Below are 25463 nucleotides of genomic sequence, written 5' to 3'. Positions count from 1 at the left end.
GCACCCCACCGGGACGCCCGCTACTCCTGCCCGACGTACATCGAACTGTGGAGCTCGATCACGTGCGCATTGGCGAGGGACCCCGCGAGGGAAGCGTCCTTCGCCTCGAGCGCGGTGATGATCTCGGCGTGCTCGTCGTTGGACCGGTGGAGGTACTCGAGGGGGTACGGCAGGAAGTAGCCGTACAGTTCGCGGGAGATGAGACGGTGGAGGGCACTCGCGGCCGGCGAGTGCGCCGCGGCGGCGAGCAGGTCGTGGAACTCGGTGTCGGCCTCCCGGTATTCGGCCCAGTTGGTGGCGTCCCGCATCCGCTGCACCCGTGCCCGCAGCTCCGCGAGTTCGTCGTCGTCGCGGGAGCTCGCGGCCAGGTGCGCGAGCCCGGTCTCGAGGGCCGCGCGCTGGTCGATCAGGCCGTGCACGTGAGCCGAGTCGGCGCGGTACTCCGCGACGGCCGGGACGCTCCCCGTCGACGGGGTCTCGCTCACGAAGGTGCCCCCCGTGTGCCCCCGCCGGCGCACGAGCACTCCCGATTCCTGCAGCATCCGGTAGGCACGGAGCACTGTCATCTCGCTGACACCGAAGGCCACGGCGGTCTCGTCGATCGCCGGGAGTCGTTCTCCCGGCAGCACGAGTCCGAGGTCGACGGCCAGCGCGATCCGCGCGCGCACCGTGTCCACGGCCGATGTGCGCCGGATCGCGCCGAGGGAGGGGGAGCTCAGGTCGATGGCGTCCTCCTTCGTGGCGCTCAAGGCTCCGTCGCGCTCAGGTCTCCGTTGTCGACGTGAGGTCGCGACGGCCTCCCAGCAGGATACCGAGCACAAGGGCGACCGCGGGGATCAGCGCGAGCACGATGCTCACCCCCACGCTGCCGCCGGTGACGAGAGTGAAGTTGGAGAGGACGAGCCAGAGGCTGGCCAGGAGTCCGAGGACGGCGAGCACGGGCGCAATTCGCGCCGTGAACGTGTTGCGCACGAGAGAGGGGCGCCGCACGAAGAAGACAAGCACGGCGATGGATGTCACCAGCATCAGGAGCACCATCCCGACCGTCGCGACGCCCGCCATCGAGCCGAACACGCCGACCAGGGGGTCGAGCCCCACAAGCACGAGCACCAACAGCACGACTGCTGCCGTCACGGTCTGGACCAGGGACGAGGCGGAGGGCGCCGAGTGCTTGGGATTGCTGAGCCCGAGTCGCGCGGGCAGCACGCCCTTGTTGGCGAGCGTGAACTGGTACCGCGCGATGACGTTGTGGAACGACAGCACACACGCGAAGAGACTCGAGATCAGGAGGGCCTGCATGATGTCACGGGCGACGAACCCGAGGTAGCGCTGCGCGGTATCGAGCATCAGGTTGCCCTCGCCGGCGAGGGTCTTCTGCGCGAGGGGCACGGCGTGGTCGGCACCGACGCCGATGATGATCGCCCAGCACGAGAGCGCGTAGAACACACCGATGATGATCACCGCGAGATAGGTGGCCCGCGGAATGGTGCGCTCGGGGTCACGGGCTTCGTCGCGGAAGACCGCCGTCGCCTCGAATCCGATGAACCCCGTGAGTGCGAAGAGCACCGCGACACCGATCGACCCGGTGAACACGTGCTCCGGGGCGAAGGTCGCCCCCACGATGCCGCCGTCCCCACCTCTCGCGAAGATGACGGCATCCATCACCAGGACGATGGAGATCTCCAGCACCAGGGCGACGCCGAGGATCTTCGCGCTCAGCTCGATGTGCCGGAAGCCGAGGAGGGCGACGATGCCCATGGTGGCGAACGAGTAGAGCCACCACGGCAGCACGGGGCCGCCGAAGTAGACGACCAGATCGTTGGCCGCCCAGCCCATGTAGCCGTAGACGCCCACCTGGATGGCCGTGTAGGCGACCAGGGCGACGAAGGCCGTTCCGAGTCCGAGGCGCGATCCGAGCCCCGCGGTCACGTAGGAGAAGAACGCGCCGGCCTCCTTGACGTGCGGGGTCATGGTGACGAAACCGATCGAGAACAGCAGCAGCACTACCGCCGCGAGCGCGAACCCGACCGGCGCTCCCACACCGTTGCCCACGCCGATGGCGAGGGGGACGTTGCCCCCGATGACGGTCAGCGGAGCGGCGGCAGCGATCACCATGAAGACGATCGAGCCGACTCCGAGCCGACCGGTCAGGCGTCGGCTCGGTGGAGTGGCCGCCTCGGAGGTTACTGCGGGGGTTGCGGACATCGGGATGCCTTTCAGTCGGACTCGGGGAGGTGCGGACGGTACAACCCGGGGCGCCGATCCGAGAGATACGGATTGCGTTCCCGGGCAGTCTTGGTGACCCCGGCGTCGATGACGGCGAGCACGAGGCCCTCGTCGTCAGTTCCGCCGCGGGAGTCGAGCACCTCGCCGGAGGGGGCGATGATGCTGCTGCGTCCGACATAGCGGAGGTCGCCCTCGGCGCCGGCCCGGTCGATGTAGGCCACGTAGACCTGGTTCTCCCACGCGCGCACTCTCACCAGCTGTTCGGCGATGAACTCGTAGGGCTCCATCTGGGCCGTGGGAACGATCAGCAGGTCGGCACCCGCGAGCGCCGCGCCGCGCACTGTCTCGGGGAACTCGACGTCGTAGCAGACCAGCAGGCTCACCTGCAGGCCGCGGAACGCGATCGGGAGCGGCAGCGTGTCCCCGGCGACGAAGAGCCGGCGATCGAGTGCGCCGAACAGGTGTGTCTTGCGATACCGTGCCAGCTCGGTTCCGTCCGAGTCGATGAACACGGCGGTGTTGGCGATCCCGGTGGGAAGGCGGTCGGGCATCCCGGCGACGATGGCGATGCCTTCGGCTCGCGCGATGTCCGCGACCCGGCTCGCGAGGTCGGGCGTCGTGACCGCATCGAGCTCGCTCACGGACATGTTGTATCCGGAGACGAACATCTCCGGGGTCACGAGTAGATCCGCACCGCGTGCCGTGGCCTCGCGGGCCGCGCTGGCGAGGAGGGCGAGGTTTGCCGCGACATCGCCCGTCGTGCCCGTCGCCTGCAGGCCGGCAAGTGTGATGTTCATGGCTAAGTGAAACAGATCAAAGTGACATATTTCTAGTGGCAGTTTGTTTTAGGCCGTCGACGGCCCCGTGAACGGGGCCGGAGGGCCCGTGATGGGCCGTCAACTCTCTTGGCGCCACCACCACCGATTAGCGCTTGACAGTCTCGAAAACTTAGTTCTATTCTTTGTTTAGTCCTGAACAAAGAGGTTCCCTTGGCTCTCCGCTCACACGCTCGCACCGACGTGAATCGCTCCGCGATCCTTGCTCATCTCGGTGCGCACGGCCCCGCCTCCCGGGCGGATCTCGCCCGCACCCTGCGAGTCTCGCCCGCCCTCATGACCCAACTCACCAAGGACCTGATCTCCGAAGGCCTGCTGCGTGAACTTGAGAACGGCCCCTCCCAGGGTGGGCGCCCGGCCCGGATGCTCGGCCTCGTCTCGACCGCGGGAAGGGCCATCGGCGTCAAGGTTGTGGCCGACCATGTGGCCTTCGTCGAGGTGGGAATCGACGGATCGGTCATCCGTTCGGCGAGCGAACCGTTCGATGCCTCTGCCACCACCCTCCTTGCCGACCTGATCGGCCTCCTCCAGCTTTTCATCTTGGGGGGAGAGTCCATCCCGCTGCTGGGAATCGGCGTCGGCGTACCTGGCAGCGTCGACCGGCAGGGCAAGGGCATCGTCGACTCCACCCAACTCGGGTGGAACCAGGTTCCGCTTGGCTCGACGCTGCGTCGGGCATTCTCGCTTCCCGTGCTCGTCGAGAACAACGTCAACGCCCTCGCCGTGGCCGAGCGGCTGTACGGCATCGGTCGCGAGCACGACAACTTCCTCGTCGTGACGATCGGAACCGGGGTCGGCGCCGGCATCGTCTGCGATGGAGTCGTCCTTCGCGGTGCAGGGGGAGGAGCCGGCGAGATCGGGCATATCCCGGTCGCGGACTCCGGCCCGCGCTGCTCCTGCGGCAACATCGGGTGTCTCGAGTCGTTCATCGGAGAGGCGGCCCTCGTTCGCCTCGCCACAGAACGGGGCGTGATCGGTGACGACGATGGGATAGCGGCGCTGCGCGCGGCTGCCGATGCGGATGTCGCTGACGCCACGCAGATCTTCAGCGAGGCAGGGCACTTGCTCGGTCGTTCCCTTGCGGGAATCATCCACACGCTCGACCCGGAGATCGTCATCGTTCTGGGGGAGGGCACCACCGCCTGGAAACACTGGTCGTTCGGCTTCGAACCCGCCTTGCGGTCGTCGCTCATCCCGAGCCGTCGCGGAGTCGCCGTGGCCGTCGAGACCTGGCAGGACGAAAGCTGGGCGCAGGGCGCCGCCGCTCTCGTGCTCGCGACCCCGTTCGACGCGGCCGACGCGGCCGGCGACCAGGGGCGACTCGTGCGCGAACGCCTGGTCGAACAGGCCGCCCCCCAGCAGGATGTCGCGTCATGACTGTGTCGATGGCGCCTCTTTCGCCGGTAGCGGAATCCAGGCAACGAGCGACCACCCCACCGACCTCGAGCCCGCGCCGCCGGGGCATACGTACCCGATACGGGTTGGTGGTGCTCGCCTTCCTTCTTCCCAGCGCCATCCCGATGCTGCTGTTCGTGCTCGGCCCCATGGTCGCGGCAGCCTGGGTCAGCCTGAACAAGTGGAACTTGCTCGCGCCGATGCAGTGGGTCGGACTCGACAACTACGCGAAACTGCTCACCGACCCGATCACCGGGGACGTCTTCCTGCACACCGTCTACTACATAGTCGGATATCTCCCTCTCGTCTACCTCGGTGGCCTTGCGCTAGCCCTGGCCCTCAACACCGCGCTGAAGGGGCGGTCGTTCCTGCGCGGCATCTACTTCCTCCCGGTCGTGACGAGTTGGATCGTCGTCGCCCTCGTGTGGCGCTGGCTACTGAGCCCGAGCAACGGAATCGTCAACACGGTGCTCGGTGCCGTCGGAATCCAGGGACCCGGCTGGTGGACGGATCCCCACTGGGCAATGCCGTCGATCATCTTCGCGTCGGCATGGAAGGACCTCGGCTTCGTGATGGTCATTCTTCTGGCGGGTCTCCAGGCCATCCCCACCGATCTCTACGACGCGTCGAAGGTCGACGGAGCGGGATGGTGGCGACGCCTCTTCAGCGTCACCCTGCCGTTGCTGTCGCCCTCGAGTTTTTTCGTGCTTGTGATCTCGCTGATCAACGGCTTCCAAGTCTTCGATCAGGTCTATGCCATGACCGGTGGTGGTCCAAACGGGGCGAGCCAGGTCGTGGTGCAGCAGATCTATGACCTCACGTTCCGGTACGGCAAGGCGGGTGAGGCATCCGCCCTGTCCTGGATGCTGTTCATTGTCGTGCTCGCTGTCACAGTGATTCAGATCCGCGGGCAGAGGAGGTGGGTCACCTATGGCTGATGCGACTCTCACGCGCATCCCCGGCACGACGGTGGTCCGCCCACGGACACCCCGCACCCGCGAGGCCCGAATGCGCTTGGCGGGCATCATCGTGCTGCATGCGGTGATCATCATCGGCGCCATCGTGATGTTCTTCCCGTTCCTGTGGACGATCATCACCTCGATCACCCCGGGAGCCAGCCTCACGAATACGCCGGCACTGATCCCGGCGAATCCTTCGCTCGATGCCTACCAGCGGCTGTTCGTGGAGCGTCCCTTCGGCCAGGTGATCCTCAACAGCCTGTTGCTTGCAGTGACCACCACAGTCGTCCAACTCATCACTAGCTCGACCGCGGCGTATGCGTTCAGCCGTCTTCCGTTCCGGGGTCAGAACGTCGTCTTCGGCGTCTACCTGGCCACGATGATGATTCCCCTGCAGGTGCTCATCGTGCCGCTGTTCGTCGAGCTGAAGACCGTCGGCCTGCTCGACACGTACCTCGGCGCATTGCTGCCGACCTTCGCCTCAGCGTTCGGAATCTTCCTGCTACGACAGGCGATCAACCAGGTTCCACGGGAACTGGATGAGGCGGCGAAGCTGGACGGAGCTGGACACTTCCGCATCTTCGGAAGCATCATCCTCCCTAACATCAGACCGGCGCTCGCCACCCTCGTGGTCTTCGCTTTCATGGGCAGCTGGAACAGCTTCCTGTGGCCGCTCGTCGTGCTCCGGTCGCCCGAACTACAGACCCTGCCCATCGCGCTCGCCGGGCTGCAGGGGCAGTACACGTCGCAGTGGGACGTCATCATGGCCGGCTCGGTCGTGAGCGTGATCCCGATGCTCGCGCTTTACATCTTCGCCCAGAAGTACGTCATCCAGGGTGTCGCAAGTTCCGGGATCAAGTAGCCCGACCCGATTTCATCCACCAGCAGCACCATCACACCAAAGGAGATAGCAGCACATGAACAGAAAGCTCGTGGTCGCAGTGAGCCTCGCCGGGGTCTTCGCCCTCGGCCTCGCCGGATGCGCATCCAACGGCCCGAAAGCCGATGGCAAAGTCACCATCACCTACTCGAACTTCATTTCCAACGGCGGAAACGAAAAGAACCTCGCGAAGATCGTTGCCGCATTCGAGAAGAAGAATCCGAACATCACAGTGGATGTCAAGACACTGCCATATGACGCCTACGGCACCGCGCTGCAGACCGATCTCGCCGCGGGCACCCCGGCCGACGTATTCGACATCAATGGGCCGTCTGCCTACGGTCCTCTCGAGACGAACGGCACCCTCTCCGAGCTGAAGGGAGTCCCCTCCTCGCTGTACAACACGGCACTGCTCGACAGCTACGCCACCGGAGGGAAGCAGTACGCCCTGCCGACGTCGTTCTCCGATGTCGTCCTGTATTACAACAAGGACCTGTTCGACAAGGCCGGAGTCTCCTACCCGACCGCGTCCTGGAAGTGGAAGGACGAGACCGCCGCCGCGGCGAAGCTCACGGACAAGGCCGCCGGCGTGTGGGGCGACCACCAGCCAGTGACCTACAACGAGTACTACAAGGTCCTGGTGCAGAACGGGGCGTCATTCCTCAGCAAGGACGGCAAGAAGGCCGCATTCAACACCCCGGCCGGCATCGAGGCGGCGAAGTGGCTCGTCGACAAGAGCGGAACGACGATGCCGACCATCGCCGACGGCCAGGGGACGGCGGACTTCGACACGAACCTGTTCAAGGCCGGAAAGCTAGCGATGCTTCATACCGGGATCTGGGTGTTCGGGGCCTTCGCCGACGGCCCGGCCAACTGGGACATCGCCGTTGAACCCGGCAACAAGGCAGAGGCCAACGCGGTGTTCTCCAACGGCATCGGTGTCTCGGCCACGAGCAAGCACAAGGATGCGGCCCAGAAGTGGGCTGTGTTCATGTCCTCGTCCGACGCCATGGTGAACGTGCGTCTCGACTCCGGTTGGGAGCTGCCGACTATCGCCGATACCAAGAAGCTCGACACCTACCTGACCAAGGGTGCTCCGGCGAACCGTCAGGCCGTCTTCGATGCGGCGAAGAAGATCGCCCCCGCGCCCTCCATCGGTGACAACCAGTCCGCGATGCAGGATGCGATCACCGGCGAACTCGTCGAGGCGCAGGCCGGTCGCGAGACCGTCGAGCTGGCGCTCGACAATGCGGAGAAGAAGATCAACGCCCTTCTCGCGGGCTGAGCTCCCTCGCATCCTCGCCAACCATTCGGCAGGGGTCCCGGTCGACCGACCGGGACCCCTCTTTCCCACCCGTCAATCGCGCGGCCAGAACCCGCGCGGCAGCACGAGAGAGAGTTCCAGCATGACCGAGGCAACCTACGACCTGAGACCACCCCGGCCCGTGAGCGACGACGAATTGGCCCGACTGGCACGTTCGAGCGTCACGCTGATCGCCGGGCTACAGGATGTGTCGGGCGCCTACCCCGCCAGCCCCTCTTTCAGCGCCTACCAGGGCTACTGCTGGTTTCGAGACGGTGCCTTCATCGCCGATGCGATGTCCGCGGCGGGAGAGGTGGAGTCGGCCAGTCGGTTCTTCGACTGGTGCAGCCGCATCCTCGAGGCGCGCGACTCGCAGATCGTCGAGATCGTGCGGCGGGCGAATTCCGGAGACCCCGTACCGGACAACGAGATGCTCGAAACCCGGTTCACCTTCGCCGGTGCCGCCGGGAGCGACGAATGGTGGGATTTTCAGCTCGACGGCTACGGCACCTGGCTGTGGGCCGCGGTCGAGCACCTGCGGCGGCACGGGGGCGATTCCTCGGGGTGGATGCGGGCGATCGAGCTCTCCACGGACTACCTCGTCGCTTCGTGGTCGCGCCCCTGTTTCGACTGGTGGGAAGAGAATAGCGATCGCGTCCATATTTCGACTCTCGGGTGCATTGCCGCGGGGCTCGAAGCCGCGAGCACCGTGCTCGCCGGGGAACGCTCGGTACGGGCCCGAGCCGCGGCCGGTGCCATCCGCGCGGTCATTCTCGACGGAGGCCTCGAGGACGGCCACCTGGTGAAGTGGGTGGGTTCGCACCGGGTGGATGCCAGCGCACTTGCGCTGGTCGCACCCCTCGCGGTGTTCCCGCCGTCCGATCCGGTGGGGACGAGGACTGTCGCGCAAATCGAGCGCGAATTGTCTGTCGGTGGGGGAGTCCATCGGTATCGCGCGGACACGTTCTACGGCGGCGGCCAGTGGCCGTTGCTCAGTTGCTTCCTCGGCCTCGCGTTCGCGGCCGGTGGCGATTCTCGAAACGCCCGCACTCAGCTGCGGTGGGCGGCCGCGACGGTCGACGGTACGAGCGCCATGCCAGAGCAGGTGCCGTGGGATCTCCTGCACCCTGGCCGGCAGCAGGAGTGGATCGCCAAGTGGGGTCCCGTTGCCTCCCCCCTGCTGTGGAGTCACGCGATGTACGTGCGCCTCGCCGTCGAACTCGACGCGATGGAGGTGACCGAATGATCCGGCACCGTCCCTACGGATCCGGCCATCCCTACTCCGTCGACACCGAACAGCGCCGGCCGATCGATCCGATCGCCGGGCATCCGGTCACCATCGGTGTGCGAGCGTCGGCCGACGTTGCGGCCGTGGTGTGTGAGGTCGAGCACGCGGGGCAGTCCGCCATCCTTCCAATGACTCCCGCGGTGCGCCAGTCCCGTGGGCAGAGCATCGACGGGGGCCACCTCGCTTCGGCGCAGGCTCGCCTCGCCCGGGCCGCCGGCGGATGGCAGCTCTCCCTCCATGACCTCATCGTCGGCGATCGCTATCGCTATCGCTTCATCTCCGAAGGAGCTCGTCCGCAATCGACGCGCTGGTTCGAGTTCCGGGTCGCGGGATGGCGACCGCAGGCTGACGCGGTCACCGCCATCGGTACCGGTCGCGTCATCCCCGGCTCCGTCACGGTTCTCGACGATGGCGAGCGGATCAGTCGCGTGCGGTTCGCGCTTCCCCTGCTGAGTGGGGAGCATGTGACCGGCCTCGGCGAACGCTTCGACGCCCTCGATCACAGAGGGAGCAGCCTGGACTCCGTAGTCTTCGAGCAATACAAGAGCCAGGGTGCCGAGCGCAAGACCTACCTGCCCATGCCATTCGCTCATATCGTCGGAGCCTCGGGCTGGGGATTCCACCTCCGCACCTCTCGCCGGGTCTGGTTCGACTTCGCCGAAACGGAGCGCGGCGTGATCTGGGTGGAAGCGGAGGTCGACTCTCCCTCGGCATCCGTCTCGGTGATAGAGGTGGCCTTCTACGACGGCTCGCCCACGAGGGTACTCGAAGGCTTCCTCGACGACGTCGGACGCCCGACCGAGTTGCCGTCATGGGTGTTCCGACTCTGGGCTAGTGCGAACGAGTGGAACACCCAGGCCGAGGTGATGAAGCAGATGGACCTGCACCGGGTGCACGACATCCCGGTCGGGTCCGTTGTGATCGAAGCCTGGAGCGACGAGAGCACCTTCACCATCTGGAGGGACGCCGAATACGCGGTGCACGAGGACGGAAGCCCGCATCGCCTGGTCGACTTCAGCTACCCGGCCGAGGGTGCCTGGCCGGATCCGAAAGGAATGATCGACGAACTCCATGCCCGCGATGTGAGAGTGCACCTCTGGCAGATCCCGCTCGTGAAGATGCGCCCGCACCCGAAGGGCCAGGCGGCGGCGGATGCGGCGGCCGCGTTGGATGAAGACGTGCTTGTGCGGGAGGAGGCGCCCGACGGCTCCCTCCGCCCGTACCGCAACCGCGGATGGTGGTTCCCGCTCGGCCTCATGCCCGACCTCACCGACGACCGGGCAGCGAAGTGGTGGACCGAGAAGCGGCGCTACCTTGTGGAGGACATGGGTGTGGACGGATTCAAGACCGACGGTGGCGAGCACGCCTGGGGCCGGGACCTCCGGTATTTGGACGGCACTCGCGGGGACGCCGGAAACGCCCTCTTCCCGGTGGCGTATGCGAAGGCCTTCGGCGACCTTCTCGAGTCCGCAGGCAAGGCGCCGGTCACTTTCAGTCGTGCTGGATTCACCGGCAGCCAGGCTCACGGCACGTTTTGGGCCGGGGATGAGAATTCGACCTGGGATGCGTTCCGCTGGTCGCTGTTCGCTGGCCTGTCTGCGGCGTCGAGCGGCATCCTCTACTGGGGGTGGGATCTTGCCGGATTCTCGGGAGAGGTGCCCGGTGCCGAGTTGTACCTGCGGTCTGCTGCGGCTGCAGCGTTCGTGCCGATCATGCAGTACCACGCCGAATTCAACCACCACCGGCTCCCGTCGGGAAACCGCACCCCGTGGAACATCGGGGAGCGGAGCAACGACGATCGGGTAATTCCCGTCTTCCGACAGTTTGCGAAGCTGCGCGAACGCCTCGTTCCTTACCTCGCCGTGCAGGCAAGGCGCTCCATCGAATCGAGTGCGCCCCTGATGAGGCCGCTCTACTTCGACTGGCCGAACGATGAGTCGGTGTGGGGGCATCCGCTCCAATGGATGCTGGGAGACGACATCCTCGTCTCTCCGGTGACCGAAGAGGGCGCGTCCGAGTGGACCTCCTATCTCCCTGTCGGCAAGTGGGTCGACGTCTGGACCGGCGAATCGGTCACCGGGGGGGCGAACGTCACTCGACCCGTTCCCATCGACGAGATACCGATCTATGTCCGGGCGGATGCCTGGGGTGTGCTCCGAGAGATCTTCAGCCAAGACTGAGGTCTTCTGAAAAGGAGCCCGACGATCAACCATGTGGCTTGCGGCCTGGCGCGCCAGACCGACCGCTGCGCGGGCCCGGCGGCCCCGAGAGGCATGGGCGCTCGCCGGTGGGTCGCCCACGCCCGATGTTTCATAGTTGTGACGCTCGTTACAACCGCGTAGGGTCCAGAGCGAACAGAAACGAGGATCTCGTGAGCATCGAGGACAATACGAGGCCCATCGAGGCGGGCATCGTCACCGACTTCTCCGAGCGGATGAACTACGGGTCGTACCTCGCGCTCGATGAGCTGCTCAGCCTTCAACGACCGGTGAGCGAACCGGTTCATCACGACGAGATGCTGTTCATCATCCAGCACCAGACCAGCGAACTGTGGATGAAGCTGCTGCTTCACGAACTGCGCTCGGCCCGCGACCTGCTGCGCGTCGATGACATCGGCACCGCGCTCAAACGCATCGCCCGGGTCAAGCACATCCAGGAGACGATGACCCAGCAGTGGTCGGTACTCGCCACTCTCACGCCCGCCGAATACTCCGAGTTCCGCGACTTCCTGGCCAACTCCTCGGGATTCCAGTCGCATCAGTACCGCGCCGTCGAGTTCATCCTCGGCAACAAGAACGAGAAGATGCTGACCGTCTTCGACGCCGACCCGGCGGCCCGGCAGGTGCTGCAGGACCTGCTGGACCAGCCGAGCCTCTACGACGAGTTCCTGCGATTCCTCTCCCGCCACGGCTATGCGATCCCCGCCGCGGTACTGCAACGGGATGTGACGAAGGCCTGGGTCATGATTCCGGAACTCCTGCCGGTGTTCACGGGCATCTACGAGTCGGCGAACGACAACTGGCGCGTCTACGAGGCCTGCGAAGAGCTCGTCGACCTTGAGGACAACTTCCAATTCTGGCGGTTCCGGCACCTCCGTACCGTCCAGCGCACCATCGGCATGAAGACCGGCACTGGCGGGTCGAGTGGTGTCACGTTCCTGCAGCGCGCCCTCAGCCTCACCTTCTTCCCCGAGCTGTTCGCGGTCAGAACAGAGATCGGTAAGTGAACGGCACCGCCGAAGCCTCGGCCGTCTTCACGACGGACGAGGTCTGGCTGGACGGATGGCGCGGGCCGAGCGTTCTGCGCACCGACGGGGTCGACCTCCACTGGGTTGGTCCGGCGGGGACCCGGTCCGGGACGATCGACGCCCACATCCCCGGCACCATCGTGGGAGGATTCACCGACTCGCACGTGCATCTCGGCCTCATCGACCCGTCACTGCTCGTGGCCGGGGGCATTGCGCGCGTCGTCGACCTCGGCGGCGATCCCGTACACGGTGCCGCGCGGCGGCGGCGGGGGGAGACGGATCTGGAGGCGGTCCAGGTCGACTTCGCCGGCCCCTTCCTCACCGCGCCGGGAGGCTATCCGAGCGATCGTTCGTGGGCTCCGGCCTCCAGCGTGCGCCAGGTCGCGACCCCGGTCGAAAGCGCTGCAGCCATCGCCGAGATCCGGAGCTACGGCGTCGACCGCATCAAGATCACCCTCAATACCGTGGCCGGCGCCGTCTGGGACGATCGGATGCTCGCAACAGTCGTCTCACAGGCGCACGCGGCCGGCCTTCCGGTCGTCGCTCACGGGGAGGGCGCCGGACAGGCGATGCGGGCCGCCCGAGCCGGGGTCGACATGCTGGCGCACACCCCCTTCACCGAACGGCTGGGCGACGACGACATCGCCGCGCTCGCGGGCTCGGTCGCCGTCATCTCGACCCTCGACATCCATGGGTACGGTGACCCTTCCGAGTCTTTCGCCGTCGCGAGCGACAACCTGGCGCGATTCCAGGCGGCCGGTGGCCGGGTGCTCTACGGCACCGACCTCGGCAACGGACCGCTGCCGGTCGGCATCAACGAGCGCGAGCTCACCGCGCTCGCCACCACCGGCCTCGACCTGGAGGCCCTGCTCGGCTCCCTCGGCGCGCGCCGCTCGGGCAGCGGCTTCACCGGACGGGTCAGCCGGCTCCCCGGCGCTGTTCCCCGCGACCCGACCGAGGTCGCCCACTGGCTTTCCACTGCATCCGTGCTCGCCGTCCCCGCACTCAAGGAGTCCTTCGCATGAACCCCACAACTGCCGCACAGCGCGACGCGGAGGACCCGGTCGGCGGGTACGTCTCACGGTTCGTCCCGAGCGACGAGGTGCTGTCGTACCTCGATGGCAACTCGCTCGGGCGACCCCTCGCGGTCACCGCCGGTCGCATCACCCGGTTCGTCGAGCATGCCTGGGGTGACCGCCTCATCCGCTCCTGGGACGAGGGCTGGCTCGAGCTGCCCCTCACCATCGGAGACCGCATCGGCCGTCTCACCCTCGGAGCCGCGGAAGGCCAGACCGTGGTCGCCGACTCCACGACGGTCATGCTCTACAAGCTGGTGCGGGCGGCCATCGACACGCGCCCCGACCGCACCGAGATCGTGATCGACGACGACAACTTCCCGACCGATCGCTTCGTGCTCGAGGGCATCGCTCGGGAACGCGGAATCACCATCCGTTGGGTTGCCGTCGACAAGACTCGCGGCGCGACCCCGGATCTCGTGCGCGCGGTCGTCTCGGAGGCGACGGCCCTGCTCGTGCTCAGTCATGTCTCGTACCGCTCCGGGTTCATCGCCGACATGGAGGCCATCACCGCCATCGCCCATGAGTCCGGAGCCCTCGTCCTGTGGGATCTCTGCCACTCGGCCGGCTCGGTCCCGACCCAACTCGACCGATGGGGCGTCGACCTCGCTGTCGGCTGCACGTACAAATACCTCAACGGCGGCCCGGGTTCTCCGGCCTTCGGCTACGTCGCCGGCGCGCTGCAGGCCACGCTCGAGCAACCGATCTGGGGGTGGATGGGTGCCGCCGACGTCTTCGCGATGTCCGAGGGCTTCGTACCCGCCGACTCGATGCGCCGGTTCATCAGCGGAACTCCGCCGGTGATGGGGATGCTCGCGATGAGGGACATGCTCGACCTGATCGAGGAGGTCGGCATCGAGGCCATCCGCACCAAGTCCCTCGCTCTCACCGACTTCGCCTTCGAGCTGATCGACACGCACCTTGTGCCCCTCGGCATCGAGGTCGGCACGCCACGCGAACATGCCGAGCGCGGCAGCCACGTCACCATCATGCACCCGGCGTTCAAGGGCGTCGTCGAGAGGCTGTGGACGCAGGGAACCATCCCCGACTTCCGCAATCCGGCGAGCATCCGCATCGGGCTCTCACCCCTCAGTACCAGTTTCACCGAGGTCGAGATCGGGGTGCTCGCGATTCGCGACGCCCTGCTGGCCGACATCGGCGGCTCCGCAGGATCCACCAAGGGATGAGCTCGATCCTCGATGACATGGACTCCCGCCCGCGGAGCACCACGTCATTGCTGCGCACGGTGGTCGGCCTGTACCTCCGTCGGGTCGGCGGCTGGATCTCCATCACCGACCTGATCGTGCTGATGGAACAGCTCGATGTGCCGGCGCCGCGAACGCGGACCGCGGTCGTGCGGCTGAAGAAGAAGGAGCTCCTGGTACCGAAGACCGTCGACAGGGTCATCGGATACGAGCTCAATCCCGATGCCGCCCTCATGCTGGCCAAGGGGGATCGTCGAATATTCTCGGCCCGGAATATGCAACCGGATGACCCGTGGTGCGTGATCTCCTTCTCCGTGCCGGAGGAACTCCGGCACGTGCGGCATCAGTTGCGTCGTCGCCTGTACTGGACCGGCTGCGGGATCGTCGCTCCCGCACTGTGGATCTGCCCCGACTTTCTCGCGAACGAGGTCGAGGACATCTTCGACGACCTCGCGATCCGGGAGCATGCGACCCTGTTTCGCACCGAGAGGCCGAGGGTCGAGGGCGAGCTCCGGGACGCCGTCTCCCGATGGTGGGACCTCGACGCCCTCGCGGGGATGCACCGGGAGTTCATCACCGGACTCGACGGCCTCCCCGACCGACTCCTCGACGGCCTCTCCGTCGGCGGGGCGGTGACCGACGCCACGGCGTTCTCCCGTTACATCCGCGGGGTCGACAACTGGAGGATCATCCCCTATCTCGATCCCGGACTGCCCGTCGACCTGCTCCCGGTCGACTGGCCGGGCAGTGAGAGCAGCAGGCTGTTCAGAAACCTGTCCTCCCGGTACAGCGAGCCGGCCTGGCGCTACGTCTCTTCGCTCGGCAGCCTCAGAACCTCGAGACCGGGCTCGCGGGAAGAGGCACCTGCCTTCCTGTCGGGGGCCCATGGCATCCTGCCTTCGTGAGCGAATCGACTATGAAAGCAGATCTTCAGCGCTACCTCCAGCTGGGTCGGGAGGCGGTGCTTTGGAAACTCGAGGGGCTGTCACCCTACGATTCGCGGCGACCTCTCGTGGGCACCGGCACCAACCTCGTCGGCATTGTGAAACACCTCGCCAGCGTCGAGACGGGGTATTTCGGGGATACCTTCGGGCGGCCCTTCCCCGAAGACCTGCCCTGGATCGCCCGCGATGGCGAGCCGAACGCCGACATGTGGGCGGGAGCGACGGAGTCGGTCGACGGCATCGTCGCGCTGTATCGGCGAGTGGCGGCGCACTCCGACGCCACGGTGGCGGCCCTCACGCTCGACTCGCTCGGGCGGGTGCCGTGGTGGCCGGCCGATCGCGGCGAGGTCACGCTGCACCGCATCCTCATCCACATGATCGCCGAGACCAACCGGCATGCGGGCCATGCCGACCTCGTGCGGGAACTCATCGACGACACCGTTGGGTTGAGGCCCGACAACTCCAACCTCGCTCCCGGCGATGCCGCGTGGTGGACCACCTACCGCGAGAAACTCGAGCAGACGGCCCGCGCAGCGACGGACTGACTCGACCTTGGCGACACCCCTAGCTGGTCGGCTCGAGCAGGACGAGCGGGATCTCGCGGTTCGTCTTCTTCTGGTAGCCGGCGTAGTTCGCGTACTTCGCCGTGATGAGGGGCCAGAGCCTGGCCCGCTCTTGCGGGTCCGCGATCCGCGCGGTCATCGGGACGCGCGGATGCCCCTCGATCACTACCTCCACCCTCGGATCGTCGCGGAGGTTGAGGAACCAAGCCGGATGATTATCGTCCCCGCCCCGCGAGGCGACGACCACATACGCATCCCCATCCTTCACGGGGGAGGTGAGCATGGTCGCCCGGCGCTCGCCGCTGCGCCGACCGGTGGTGGTGAGCTCGACGACCGGCATTCCGGCGATGTTCCAGCCGGCCTTGCCTCCCGTGAGCCGTTGCAGCAGACGGTGGGTGGATTCCATCAGTTTCATCGAGCGGGTGCTGGGCATGATCGGAGCCTACTGCGCTTGACTTCGGCTCGTGGCCGCTCTAGATTTGATACCCCATAGGGGTATATCGAAAGGATCGTGGATGGTCGGGTACAGCCAGAACAAGGACGACCTGGTCAAACGCTTGCGACGGGCGGAGGGGCAGGTGCGTGGCATCCAACGCATGGTCGAGACCGACACCTATTGCATCGACATCCTCACGCAGGTATCCGCGGCGACGAAGGCTCTGGAGAATGTCGCGCTCGCCCTGCTCGATGACCACCTCGCGCATTGCGTCGCCGAAGCGGCCCGCGAGGGAGGACCGGTGGCCGAGGAGAAGATCAAGGAAGCGTCCGCCGCAATCGCGCGTCTCGTGCGTTCATGAGCCCGGCTGCGCACGACCGAATGACAACAAAGGAACAGACGATGACCGAAATCGCCAGCACCGAAGAGCAGTATCTCGTCGAGGGGATGACCTGCAAGCATTGCATCGCGAGCGTCACCGAAGAGGTCTCCGAACTCGCCGGTGTCGAGAGTGTGACCGTAGACCTGCAGGTAGGGGCCGCGTCCCGCGTGACCGTGGTGAGCGCCGCACCGCTGCCGCTCGATGGCGTTCGCGCCGCTGTGATCGAAGCGGGATACCGGTTGGTGTCGGCCTAGGAATGGCCGGCACCGAGCTGACGATGAGTGACGTGAACCTCGAGATCGGGGGGATGACCTGCGCGTCCTGCGCCACCCGCATCGAACGCAAACTCAACAAGCTGGACGGCGTCACTGCGACGGTGAACTACGCCACCGAGAAAGCACATGTGGAGTCCACCGGCGTCGATACCGCGACTCTGATTGCGACCGTCGAGGCAGCCGGGTACACCGCGGTGCTCCCGACACCGGTCGTCGCCGAGCCGGAGGCCGCTCCGGTCGATCGTGAGACCGCTGACCTGCTCCGCCGCCTCACCATCACGGCGAGCCTCGCCCTCCCGGTCGTGCTGCTCTCGATGATCCCCGCACTGCAGTTCACCAATTGGCAGTGGCTTGCCCTGACCCTCGCCGCGCCGGTGGTCGTGTGGGGGGCCTGGCCGTTCCACCGGGCCGCCGCGCTCAATGCCCGCCACGGTGCCGCAACGATGGACACCCTGGTGAGCGTCGGAGTGATAGCCGCGTTCACTTGGTCGCTCTACGCCCTGTTCTTCGGCACGGCAGGGATGCCGGGCATGCACATGAGCTTCGCGCTTCTGAACGGCGGCCTCTCCGCGGACCGGTCCGGCGCGAGCGAGATCTACCTCGAAGTCGCCTCCGCCGTGACCGTGTTCATCCTCGCCGGTCGTTACATCGAGGCGCGGGCGAAGCGCGAATCCGGAGCGGCGCTCCAGGCGCTACTCCGACTCGGGGCGAAGGATGCCACCCTTCTGCGCGACGGGGTCGAGTCACGGGTCAAGGTCTCCACGCTCGCACCGGGGGACTCCTTCGTGGTGCGCCCCGGCGAGAAGATCGCCACCGACGGACTCGTCAGGGGCGGGGCATCCGCCGTCGATCGCAGCATGATCACCGGGGAATCGGTGCCGGTGGAGGTCTCCATCGGCGACCGGGTCGTCGGGGCCACCGTCAACGTCGGCGGCCGGCTCGTCGTCGAGGTGACCCGGGTGGGTGCCGACACCGAGCTCGCCCGCATCGGTCGTCTGGTGGAAGAGGCCCAGAGCGGCAAAGCCAAGGCACAGCGACTGGCCGACCGTGTCTCGGCGATCTTCGTGCCGGTGGTGTTCGCCCTCTCCGTGGTGGCGTTCGTGGGCTGGCTGCTTGCCGGTGGCACGATCGAAGCGGCATTCACCGCCGCGGTCGCCACGCTCATCATCGCCTGCCCTTGCGCTCTCGGCCTCGCAACGCCGACGGCACTCCTGGTGGGCACCGGCCGCGGATCCCAGCTCGGCATCATCATCCGTGGGCCGCAGGTGCTCGAGCAGACGCGCACCATCGACACCATCGTGCTCGACAAGACCGGCACTATCACCACCGGAACGATGGCGGTCGATTCGGTGCAGCCCATCGGCGCCACCTCGCGGGCCGAGTTGCTGGCCGCCGCCGCCACGGTCGAGAGCGGCTCCGAGCATCCGGTCGCCCGGGCGATCCTCGCCCGTGCCGCGGAGGAGGGCGTTCTGCCGCGGGAGGCGTCGTCGTTCACCGCCAGCGCCGGGCAGGGGGTCCAGGCGCTGGTCGACGGACGGCTGGTGCTCGCGGGACGTGCCGACTGGCTCACCGGGTCCTGGTCGATCACTCTCGATACCGCTGCTGCGGATGCCGTGACCGTCGCGGAGGATGCCGCCGCCACGGTCGTCGCCATCGCCTGGGACGGCGCACTACGCGGCATCATCTCGGTGCGGGATGCCCTCAAGCCGAGCAGCGCGGAAGCGGTCGCCCGGTTCCGCAAACTCGGACTCCGCCCGGTGCTGCTCACCGGGGACAACGCGGGATCCGCCCGCACCGTCGCGGCCCTTGTGGGCATCGACGAGGTGCACTCCGGGGTGACGCCGCAGGGCAAGCTCGAGCTCATTCACAGCCTCCAGGCCGACGGGCGCGTAGTCGCGATGGTCGGTGACGGGGTCAACGACTCCGCGGCTCTTGCGGCGGCCGACCTCGGAATCGCCATGGGCGGCGGCACGGATGCAGCGATCGCGGCGAGCGACATCACCATCGTGAGCGGCGACCTGCTTGTCGTCGCGGACGCGGTGCGGCTGGCCCGCCGCACGCTCGGCACCATCAAGGGAAATCTGTTCTGGGCGTTCGCCTACAACGTCGCGGCGATTCCGATCGCGATGCTCGGCCTGCTCAACCCGCTTCTCGCCGGCGCGGCGATGGCATTCTCGTCGGTGTTCGTCGTGACCAACAGCCTCCGCCTCCGTCGGTTCAGGCCGGCGTCAACCGAGACTGGTGGGAACTCGTGAACTGGCGCCCGGTGATCGACGAGGCGATGATCCGCACGTAGTTCCACTTCTCGGTGGGCACGAGGGAGTGCAGCGAGAGCACCCCGGAGGCCTCGATTTCCTCGTCCGATCCGAGACGCACGGCCGATCCTTTCACCACAACGCTCCACCGACGACGGTGATGCGTGCCATCGGTCTCGAGCGCCACGATCGGATGTTTCGTGAGATCCATGAGTTTGGATCCGGGCGCGGTGCGGAAGAAGATCACCCGATCCGCCACCACGTAGTTGATGGGGAAGATGTCGACGCCGCCGTCGATCGACACCGCGAGTCTGCCGAGGTCGGCGCTCGCCAGCAGATGCCAGCTCGCTTCGTCGCCGAGCACGTCGACGGGGGATTCGGTGGGCTGGGTCATGGTGAGCTCCTGGCTGTCGGTGACGGTGCCCAGTCCACCAGCCCGGCCCACGGTCCGAGGGGTCGAAGGTCCCCAATGTCGTCGTTTGGCCCTACGCTCGAAGGGATGACTACGCCGATCGCCACCCCCTATGAAGACCTCCTGCGCGACACCCTCGAACACGGTGCCCGCAAGTCGGATCGCACCGGCACCGGCACCCGAAGTGTCTTCGGGCGGCAGTTACGTTTCGATCTCGAGCACGGGTTCCCGCTGATCACCACCAAGCGGGTGCACTTCCGTTCCATCGCCTATGAGCTGCTGTGGTTCCTTCGCGGAGACGGCAACGCACGCTGGCTTCAGGACAACCGGGTCACCATCTGGGACGAGTGGGCGGATGCCGACGGCGACCTCGGTCCGGTCTACGGGGTGCAGTGGCGTTCCTGGCCCACCCGCGACGGGGGCACGATCGACCAGATCGCGGAGGTCATCGAGGCGATCAAGACCAACCCGGACTCCCGACGACTGATCGTCTCCGCCTGGAACGTGGCGGACATCCCGAGCATGGCGCTGGCGCCGTGCCACCTGCTGTTCCAGTTCTACGTGGCCGACGGCAAGCTCAGCTGCCAGCTCTACCAGCGCAGCGCCGACCTATTTCTCGGGGTGCCGTTCAACATCGCGAGCTACGCGCTGCTCACCCACATGATCGCGGCGCAGGCCGGACTCGGCGTCGGCGAATTCGTCTGGACCGGCGGCGACTGCCACATCTACGACAACCATGTCGACCAGGTGACGGAGCAGCTCACCCGCCAGCCGTTCCCGGCACCGACCCTGCGGCTCGCCGACCGCGACAGCATCGACGACTATGTCTTCGAAGACTTGGAGGTGCTCGACTACCAGCACCACCCCGCTATCAAGGCGCCGGTCGCGGTCTGAACGGCGCCGTTACAGCCGGATGAAGACCGGGTGGCCCCAGATCGCGCGGTGCGAGATGTCCGTGCCGGGCTTGGGGGCGTCGATGATGCCGCCATGACCATCGTAGAAGCCGATGTGCTGGTGCGAGTAGTAGACCAGGTCGCCCATGACGGCCTCGGATTCCGGCACCTCGGTGCCCTTGCTCGCCTCGACCACGGCATCCCCGGGCAGGTAGACCCCGAACTGCTCGTAGACGTAGCGCACGAAGGTATCGCAGCTGAAGCCGGTGCTCGGCGAGTTGCCGCCGACGATATACGGCACCATCCCGACGAACTGCAGCGCGTACTGCACGACGGCAGCGCCGCCTCCGCCGAGGTCCGGCGGGTTGATCGACATGTGGGCGCCGACAGACAGCGGGGTCGCGGGGGAGGCGCCTCCGGCCGAAACGCCCTCGGCCTTCTGCACCGCTGCGGCGTAGAACACCGAGCTCTTGTCGCGCGTGACCGGCACTTCGGCGACGGCAGCGCTCACACGCAGCTGCTGCGACTTCGACTGCTGGGACTGCTGGATGAAGTCGGCGACCACGTGGGCGGATGCCTGTTGGGGGGACACCGTTGCGGATGCCGACACCGCGGGGATCGCCATGGTCGCGGCCATACCGACCGCCATCAGCATCGCCCCGGCCGTGCCCGCCGCGCGCTTCAGCGGAAGGGTCGATCGGCGGGCGGGAGTGCGCAGGGAATGCCTGCCGTGAGGAGAAGCCACGAGGGGGAAGATCCAAATCGGTCTGCGTTATCGGGTTGTGATCTCCTCCCACGATAACCCATCGCCCCGAACAGGGGGCACCGGACACTCGACGACTCAACCGATCCGGCGACCGAGCGTGCGGCTCGCCACGAGGATCACGACCGCGAGAATCGGCATGATCGCCAGCGCCACCCGCAGCGACGTGAGGTCGGCCACGAATCCGACCAGGGGAGGCGAGACGAAGAGCCCGATGCGGATCGTCGTGCTGACCCAGGTGAGACCCGTCCCCGGGGGGAGCCCCGGCAAGCCCTCTGCAGTGCGGATCGCGCCGGGAATCAGCGTGCCCACCCCGGCTCCGACCATCCCGAACGCGACGATCGTGGTCACCGGCGTCGCGAAGACGAGAGCCAGTGTCATCCCCACGAGCGCGAGGGATGCCCCGACCCGCGCGACCGCCCGGTCACCGAAGCGCGTGACCAGTCCGTCTCCCGCAAAACGGCCGACGGTCTGCGCGGCCTGCAGCGCGATGAATCCGAATCCGGCCACCACCGCCCCGGTGCCGAGCGAATCGCGCAGGTAGACCGCGCTCCAGGTGGAGGTGACGTCCTCCATCATGTTGGCCGCCGCGGCGATGAGACCGAGTGAGATCAGCACGGGCGCGTAGCCGAGGCGACCGCGTGTGGCGGGCGGAACGTCTGCGCCGACGCTCTCCGCGAGGTCCGCCCCCGGCAGCATCCATCGACTCACCAGCAGCGCGAGCACTATGAAGACGACGGCTGCGGCGGAGAAATGCCAGACGAGGGGAACACCCGCACCCGCGGCCAGTGCCCCCATCACGCCCCCGATCACCGCTCCGACGCTCCAGAGGCCGTGCATCGAGTTGAGGATGGAGGTGCCGTACAGCCGCTCCACCCGAAGGCCGTGGGCGTTGTTCGCGATGTCGGCGATCGAGTCGAGCGCGCCGGCGATGCAGAGCCCGACTGCGAAGAGCCACCAGACCGGGGCTGCGCCGATCAGCACCAGGTTGAGGGAGAGCAGGAGCACCGCGACCGGCCCGATCCGCCCCGAATGCCAGCGACGGATCGCCGCGCCACCGAGCGTGCCGGCGATCAGCGCCCCGAGCGGATAGGCGGCGACCGCGATGCCGAACTCCCCGTTCGAGAGGTCGAGAGCGTCTTTGATGTCGGGATACCGCGGCACGATGTTGGCGAACGCCGCCCCATTGAGGAGGAAGAGCGCAGACACGGCGAATCGCGCTTTCCGGCGGGGTGCGAGCATCGTCCCATGATGGTGCACGGCGGTACCGCGCGCGGCCCATTCGGTCGCGCCGTCCCAGTACATTTGAGGAGTGAGCGAAACCACCACAGCCCTCGAATCGCAGTACGCCGAACTTCGCGCGAAGAACCTGGCCCTCGACCTCACGAGGGGCAAGCCGTCACCCGCCCAGCTGGACCTGTCGAACGCCCTTCTCGGGCTCCCGGGAGACGGCGACTACCGGGATGCATCGGGTACCGACCTGCGCAACTATGGCGGTCCGGACGGCCTGCTCGAGCTGCGCCAGATCTTCTCCGAGCTGCTCGTAATCCCGGTCGATCAGTTGCTCGCCGCCGGCAACGCGAGCCTGGCGATCATGCACGATGTCATCGTCACCGCCCTGCTGCACGGTGTTTCCGGCGGTGCCGGTCCGTGGAGGGACGTGCAGGGGCTGTCGTTCCTCTGTCCCGTGCCCGGCTACGACCGCCACTTCTCGATCTGCGAGGCCCTCGGCATCCGCATGATCCCGGTTCCCTTCGTGGACGGACACCTCGACCTCGAGACCGTGCGTCGGCTCGTGGTCGCGGATCCCGGCATCCGCGGAATGTGGGCGGTGCCCATGTACGCCAACCCCACCGGGACCAGCTTCAGCGTCGAAGAAGTCGAGGCACTCGTGGGCATGCCGACGGCAGCGCCCGACTTCCGACTGTTCTGGGACAACGCCTATGCGGTGCACCACCTCACCGACGACGAGCCCGCAGTGATCGACGTGCTCGCCGCCGCCGAGGCCGCGGGCAACCCGGACCGCCCCTTCGTGTTCGCCTCGACCTCGAAGATCACCTATCCGGGCGCGGGGATCTCGTTCTTCGGAGCGTCGCCGAGCAACATCGCTTGGCGCAAGCACCACACCGCGGTGCAGACGATCGGTCCCGACAAGATCAACCAGCTTCGCCATGTGCGCCTGCTCGGGGATGCCGAGGGTGTTCGCCGCCTCATGCGCGCCCATCGCGCCATCGTCGAACCACGTTTCGCCGCAGTGCTCGAGATCCTCGAGCGCAGGCTCGGGGGAGTCGCCACCTGGACGACGCCGACGGGAGGCTACTTCGTGAGTCTCGATGTGCCGCACGGCGCGGCCTCGGCGGCGGTCGCGCTCGCCGCCCAGATCGGCGTGGCCGTCACCCCCGCGGGAGCGAGCTTCCCCTATGGCGACGACCCCGACGATACGAACATCCGGATCGCGCCGACCTTCCCGTCTCAGGCCGACCTCGAAGCCGCGATCGACGCACTCTGCACCTGTGTGCTGCTCGCCGTGGAGCGGATGTCCGCGCCGGCCGGGTAGCGACCGCGGCGGTCGCGGCCAACCGACTCCACCCCGCTCCTACCACCTCCCCTTTTTGCGACCACAACCCTGTTTGCACAGGGGGGTGGTCGCAAAACCGGGAGGTGGTGCGGCGGGAGCGGCTGGCGTCAGCGGTGCGCGTCGAACCTCGCGAGGGCGTCCGCGTCGCGCGAGTAGGTCGCCGAGCTTCGCGCACTGTCGAGGGCGGCCACCGGATCCGACTGGGCCTCGGCCACCTCGAGCAGCCGCTGCGCCTCGGCGAGGCGGGTGCGGGCATCCGCCCCCACGCCGCCGCGTCGCCCGGCGATGAAGTCCTGCGTGGCAGCGATCTGGCTGCGGGCACTCACCAGCACGCCGGCGAGTGCCGCGCTGGCGTGCTCGAGGCGCTGAGCCTGATTGCGGGCGGTGGCGAGGGCGCCGTCGAGGGTCGCAATGGCCCCTTCAAGCCGGGAGAGGGATGCCGCGGGGTCGCCGGTCTCGAGTGATCCGAGCACGGCCTCGAGGCCTGTGACCGCGGCCCCGATGCTCGCCCCGGAGCTCGGATCGGGGGCGGCATCCCGCGCGATCCGCGCCTCGGCGAGGTCGACCCGGCTCTGGGCCGCGAGCCGCTCGAGCCGGTCGGACTGCTCGGCGAGGGTGGCACCGAGGGCATCCACCGCGTCGAGCAATCGCACGGCCCGGGTGGCGGTTGCTCGCGCGTCCTGCACGCGGTCGGCGACATCGGTGGCGAGCGGATCGGCGAGCCGCGCGTTCGCGGCTTCCGCACCCTGCCCGGCGGTGGTGAGCAGTTCGCGAGCCTCCGTGACATTGCCGCTCACGGTCGCGATCGCGGCGGGCGAGTACCGGGCGGCGAGGGTGGTGAGCGCAGTCTCCGTCGTCGGCACACGCATCGAGGTCGCGACGACGAGCATGCGCACGGCTCCGAGCTCGGTGGGGGCATCGGTTTCGCGGCGCCGCAGGGCGTCGAAGGCCGCGGCCTCGTCGGCGAGGGCCTTTTGTGACGACTCGCAGAGGTGGATGATCCGCGCATTCCACTCCCGCTGCTGCGTCGCGGTATCGGGCTGCGAGTCGTCGAGCCGCTGCTTCAGCCGGAACGATTCGGTGAGATCCCGCCGCGCGGCCGCGAGGGCGTCGGCGAAGCTGCGGGACCGGTCCTCGCCGAACTGTGCGACCGCGAAACCGAGGTCGTCGTCGGCCTGTGTGACGGCGTCGTCGAGGCGCACGAGGAGGATGTTCGCGCGGGTGGCGAGATCGCTGTCTCCCGCGACCGGTCCGGGCGCCTGACCTGCCGGGGCCACCGTTTCGCGTCCTCGTCGATGGCGGAGGATTGTGAAGCCCACGATCACCACGATCGCGAAGAGGACGACAATGGTCAGGAGTGCCGTCGTCACGGCCTGGACGAGGTCTGACGAAGCGGCGCGGATTGCCAGGAAGAGCATGGCCGGTATCTTACGTTTCGCCCCCGGGGGGAAGCTCCGCGGCTCCGACGCGTCCCCGGCGGGCCCGACGCGCGGCGAAACTCCCCGCTATCTCCCGAGATTCCGGGGCGCCCCCGTTAAGGTGGCCCT

Annotated in this window: 24 protein-coding genes; 16 read left to right on the top strand and 8 right to left on the bottom strand. The window is 67.3% G+C overall.

Annotated features, from left to right (window positions below; translation table 11 throughout):
- Positions 1-20: 20 nt before the first annotated feature.
- The 3 genes from ACVXZ4_RS15275 to ACVXZ4_RS15265 are packed head-to-tail and all read right to left on the bottom strand — an operon-like array spanning position 21 to position 3023.
- Complete coding sequence (locus ACVXZ4_RS15275) at positions 21-749, bottom strand: FadR/GntR family transcriptional regulator (RefSeq protein WP_461795664.1); 729 nt, start codon at positions 747-749, stop codon at positions 21-23.
- Positions 750-762: 13 nt separating this feature from the next.
- On the bottom strand, positions 763-2205 hold the full coding sequence (locus tag ACVXZ4_RS15270; RefSeq protein ID WP_461795663.1) for an APC family permease: 1443 nt from the start codon (positions 2203-2205) through the stop codon (positions 763-765).
- Between the two features lie 11 nt (positions 2206-2216).
- Positions 2217-3023 (bottom strand): carbon-nitrogen hydrolase family protein, encoded by an 807-nt coding sequence (locus tag ACVXZ4_RS15265; protein WP_461795662.1) that lies wholly within the window; start codon positions 3021-3023, stop codon positions 2217-2219.
- Between the two features lie 192 nt (positions 3024-3215).
- On the opposite strand from ACVXZ4_RS15265, the gene ACVXZ4_RS15260 reads away from it, so the two are divergent.
- The 11 genes from ACVXZ4_RS15260 (at position 3216) to ACVXZ4_RS15210 (ending at position 15904) form a co-directional block, all read left to right on the top strand.
- Positions 3216-4439 (top strand): ROK family protein, encoded by a 1224-nt coding sequence (locus tag ACVXZ4_RS15260; protein ID WP_461795661.1) that lies wholly within the window; start codon positions 3216-3218, stop codon positions 4437-4439.
- Positions 4440-4549: 110 nt separating this feature from the next.
- Complete coding sequence (locus ACVXZ4_RS15255) at positions 4550-5395, top strand: carbohydrate ABC transporter permease (RefSeq protein ID WP_461795660.1); 846 nt, start codon at positions 4550-4552, stop codon at positions 5393-5395.
- A complete protein-coding gene (locus tag ACVXZ4_RS15250; protein WP_461795659.1) occupies positions 5388-6278 on the top strand; it encodes a carbohydrate ABC transporter permease in 891 nt (296 codons plus the stop codon). Before ACVXZ4_RS15255 ends, ACVXZ4_RS15250 begins: the two co-directional genes overlap by 8 nt.
- A gap of 55 nt (positions 6279-6333) precedes the next feature.
- On the top strand, positions 6334-7581 hold the full coding sequence (locus ACVXZ4_RS15245) for an ABC transporter substrate-binding protein (protein ID WP_461795658.1): 1248 nt from the start codon (positions 6334-6336) through the stop codon (positions 7579-7581).
- Positions 7582-7702: 121 nt separating this feature from the next.
- Positions 7703-8845 carry a glycoside hydrolase family 15 protein gene (locus ACVXZ4_RS15240; protein WP_461795657.1) on the top strand — a complete coding sequence of 381 codons (1143 nt, stop codon included), beginning with the start codon at positions 7703-7705 and terminating at the stop codon, positions 8843-8845.
- Positions 8842-11067 carry a glycoside hydrolase family 31 protein gene (locus ACVXZ4_RS15235; protein ID WP_461795656.1) on the top strand — a complete coding sequence of 742 codons (2226 nt, stop codon included), beginning with the start codon at positions 8842-8844 and terminating at the stop codon, positions 11065-11067. The genes ACVXZ4_RS15240 and ACVXZ4_RS15235 overlap by 4 nt, the downstream gene beginning before the upstream one ends.
- Positions 11068-11258: 191 nt before the next feature.
- Positions 11259-12113: a tryptophan 2,3-dioxygenase gene (gene kynA, locus ACVXZ4_RS15230; protein WP_461795655.1), complete on the top strand. Its 855-nt coding sequence runs from the start codon at positions 11259-11261 to the stop codon at positions 12111-12113.
- Positions 12110-13159 carry an amidohydrolase family protein gene (locus ACVXZ4_RS15225; protein ID WP_461795654.1) on the top strand — a complete coding sequence of 350 codons (1050 nt, stop codon included), beginning with the start codon at positions 12110-12112 and terminating at the stop codon, positions 13157-13159. The genes kynA and ACVXZ4_RS15225 overlap by 4 nt, the downstream gene beginning before the upstream one ends.
- Positions 13156-14397: a kynureninase gene (locus ACVXZ4_RS15220; RefSeq protein WP_461795653.1), complete on the top strand. Its 1242-nt coding sequence runs from the start codon at positions 13156-13158 to the stop codon at positions 14395-14397. Before ACVXZ4_RS15225 ends, ACVXZ4_RS15220 begins: the two co-directional genes overlap by 4 nt.
- Complete coding sequence (locus ACVXZ4_RS15215; protein ID WP_461795652.1) at positions 14394-15320, top strand: PaaX family transcriptional regulator; 927 nt, start codon at positions 14394-14396, stop codon at positions 15318-15320. Before ACVXZ4_RS15220 ends, ACVXZ4_RS15215 begins: the two co-directional genes overlap by 4 nt.
- Complete coding sequence (locus ACVXZ4_RS15210; RefSeq protein WP_461795651.1) at positions 15317-15904, top strand: DinB family protein; 588 nt, start codon at positions 15317-15319, stop codon at positions 15902-15904. Before ACVXZ4_RS15215 ends, ACVXZ4_RS15210 begins: the two co-directional genes overlap by 4 nt.
- Before the next feature lie 19 nt (positions 15905-15923).
- On the opposite strand, the gene ACVXZ4_RS15205 is transcribed toward ACVXZ4_RS15210, so the two are convergent.
- On the bottom strand, positions 15924-16355 hold the full coding sequence (locus ACVXZ4_RS15205) for a nitroreductase family deazaflavin-dependent oxidoreductase (RefSeq protein ID WP_461795650.1): 432 nt from the start codon (positions 16353-16355) through the stop codon (positions 15924-15926).
- Positions 16356-16437: 82 nt separating this feature from the next.
- Here ACVXZ4_RS15205 and ACVXZ4_RS15200 point away from each other — a divergent pair, with 82 nt between their 5' ends.
- Genes ACVXZ4_RS15200 through ACVXZ4_RS15190 form a run of 3 tightly spaced genes read left to right on the top strand, consistent with a single transcriptional unit; the run spans position 16438 to position 19270 of the window.
- On the top strand, positions 16438-16719 hold the full coding sequence (locus tag ACVXZ4_RS15200) for a metal-sensitive transcriptional regulator (RefSeq protein WP_461795649.1): 282 nt from the start codon (positions 16438-16440) through the stop codon (positions 16717-16719).
- 41 nt (positions 16720-16760) lie between these two features.
- A complete protein-coding gene (locus ACVXZ4_RS15195; RefSeq protein WP_461795648.1) occupies positions 16761-16994 on the top strand; it encodes a heavy-metal-associated domain-containing protein in 234 nt (77 codons plus the stop codon).
- Positions 16995-17017: 23 nt separating this feature from the next.
- On the top strand, positions 17018-19270 hold the full coding sequence (locus ACVXZ4_RS15190; protein ID WP_461795647.1) for a heavy metal translocating P-type ATPase: 2253 nt from the start codon (positions 17018-17020) through the stop codon (positions 19268-19270).
- Here ACVXZ4_RS15190 and ACVXZ4_RS15185 read toward each other — a convergent pair.
- The gene (locus ACVXZ4_RS15185; protein WP_461795646.1) at positions 19233-19664 is read right to left on the bottom strand and encodes a pyridoxamine 5'-phosphate oxidase family protein; all 432 of its coding nucleotides are present in this window, start codon (positions 19662-19664) and stop codon (positions 19233-19235) included. The two genes, ACVXZ4_RS15190 and ACVXZ4_RS15185, sit on opposite strands and share 38 nt — an antisense overlap.
- Before the next feature lie 105 nt (positions 19665-19769).
- Between ACVXZ4_RS15185 and ACVXZ4_RS15180 the strand changes: the two genes are divergently transcribed.
- Positions 19770-20576, top strand: coding sequence for a thymidylate synthase (locus ACVXZ4_RS15180; RefSeq protein ID WP_461795645.1), 807 nt, complete (start codon positions 19770-19772; stop codon positions 20574-20576).
- Between the two features lie 9 nt (positions 20577-20585).
- Here ACVXZ4_RS15180 and ACVXZ4_RS15175 read toward each other — a convergent pair whose 3' ends face one another.
- On the bottom strand, positions 20586-21320 hold the full coding sequence (locus ACVXZ4_RS15175; RefSeq protein WP_461795644.1) for a C40 family peptidase: 735 nt from the start codon (positions 21318-21320) through the stop codon (positions 20586-20588).
- 96 nt (positions 21321-21416) lie between these two features.
- Positions 21417-22643, bottom strand: a complete 1227-nt coding sequence (locus tag ACVXZ4_RS15170) for an MFS transporter (protein WP_461795643.1) — start codon at positions 22641-22643, stop codon at positions 21417-21419.
- A 7-nt stretch (positions 22644-22650) separates the two neighbouring features.
- On the opposite strand from ACVXZ4_RS15170, the gene ACVXZ4_RS15165 reads away from it, so the two are divergent.
- Positions 22651-23895: an aminotransferase class I/II-fold pyridoxal phosphate-dependent enzyme gene (locus ACVXZ4_RS15165; protein ID WP_461795642.1), complete on the top strand. Its 1245-nt coding sequence runs from the start codon at positions 22651-22653 to the stop codon at positions 23893-23895.
- 128 nt (positions 23896-24023) lie between these two features.
- On the opposite strand, the gene ACVXZ4_RS15160 is transcribed toward ACVXZ4_RS15165, so the two are convergent.
- A complete protein-coding gene (locus tag ACVXZ4_RS15160; RefSeq protein ID WP_461795641.1) occupies positions 24024-25334 on the bottom strand; it encodes a hypothetical protein in 1311 nt (436 codons plus the stop codon).
- Positions 25335-25463 lie beyond the last annotated feature (129 nt).

This window comes from Lacisediminihabitans sp. FW035, assembly GCF_054880895.1.
Note: the sequence above shows the minus strand (reverse complement) of the source record. Positions and strands in the feature narration are given on the sequence as shown.

What these genes read in the sequence shown, in the direction of transcription:
- ACVXZ4_RS15270 (WP_461795663.1), bottom strand. Translation starts at nt 2,205, where the DNA reads ATGTCCGCAACCCCCGCAGTAACCTCCGAGGCGGCCACTCCACCGAGC.
- ACVXZ4_RS15265 (WP_461795662.1), bottom strand. Translation starts at nt 3,023, where the DNA reads ATGAACATCACACTTGCCGGCCTGCAGGCGACGGGCACGACGGGCGAT.
- ACVXZ4_RS15250 (WP_461795659.1), top strand. Translation starts at nt 5,388, where the DNA reads ATGGCTGATGCGACTCTCACGCGCATCCCCGGCACGACGGTGGTCCGC.
- ACVXZ4_RS15245 (WP_461795658.1), top strand. Translation starts at nt 6,334, where the DNA reads ATGAACAGAAAGCTCGTGGTCGCAGTGAGCCTCGCCGGGGTCTTCGCC.
- ACVXZ4_RS15240 (WP_461795657.1), top strand. Translation starts at nt 7,703, where the DNA reads ATGACCGAGGCAACCTACGACCTGAGACCACCCCGGCCCGTGAGCGAC.
- ACVXZ4_RS15235 (WP_461795656.1), top strand. Translation starts at nt 8,842, where the DNA reads ATGATCCGGCACCGTCCCTACGGATCCGGCCATCCCTACTCCGTCGAC.
- ACVXZ4_RS15220 (WP_461795653.1), top strand. Translation starts at nt 13,156, where the DNA reads ATGAACCCCACAACTGCCGCACAGCGCGACGCGGAGGACCCGGTCGGC.
- ACVXZ4_RS15215 (WP_461795652.1), top strand. Translation starts at nt 14,394, where the DNA reads ATGAGCTCGATCCTCGATGACATGGACTCCCGCCCGCGGAGCACCACG.
- ACVXZ4_RS15205 (WP_461795650.1), bottom strand. Translation starts at nt 16,355, where the DNA reads ATGCCCAGCACCCGCTCGATGAAACTGATGGAATCCACCCACCGTCTG.
- ACVXZ4_RS15200 (WP_461795649.1), top strand. Translation starts at nt 16,438, where the DNA reads ATGGTCGGGTACAGCCAGAACAAGGACGACCTGGTCAAACGCTTGCGA.
- ACVXZ4_RS15195 (WP_461795648.1), top strand. Translation starts at nt 16,761, where the DNA reads ATGACCGAAATCGCCAGCACCGAAGAGCAGTATCTCGTCGAGGGGATG.
- ACVXZ4_RS15190 (WP_461795647.1), top strand. Translation starts at nt 17,018, where the DNA reads ATGAGTGACGTGAACCTCGAGATCGGGGGGATGACCTGCGCGTCCTGC.
- ACVXZ4_RS15185 (WP_461795646.1), bottom strand. Translation starts at nt 19,664, where the DNA reads ATGACCCAGCCCACCGAATCCCCCGTCGACGTGCTCGGCGACGAAGCG.
- ACVXZ4_RS15180 (WP_461795645.1), top strand. Translation starts at nt 19,770, where the DNA reads ATGACTACGCCGATCGCCACCCCCTATGAAGACCTCCTGCGCGACACC.
- ACVXZ4_RS15170 (WP_461795643.1), bottom strand. Translation starts at nt 22,643, where the DNA reads ATGTACTGGGACGGCGCGACCGAATGGGCCGCGCGCGGTACCGCCGTG.
- ACVXZ4_RS15160 (WP_461795641.1), bottom strand. Translation starts at nt 25,334, where the DNA reads ATGCTCTTCCTGGCAATCCGCGCCGCTTCGTCAGACCTCGTCCAGGCC.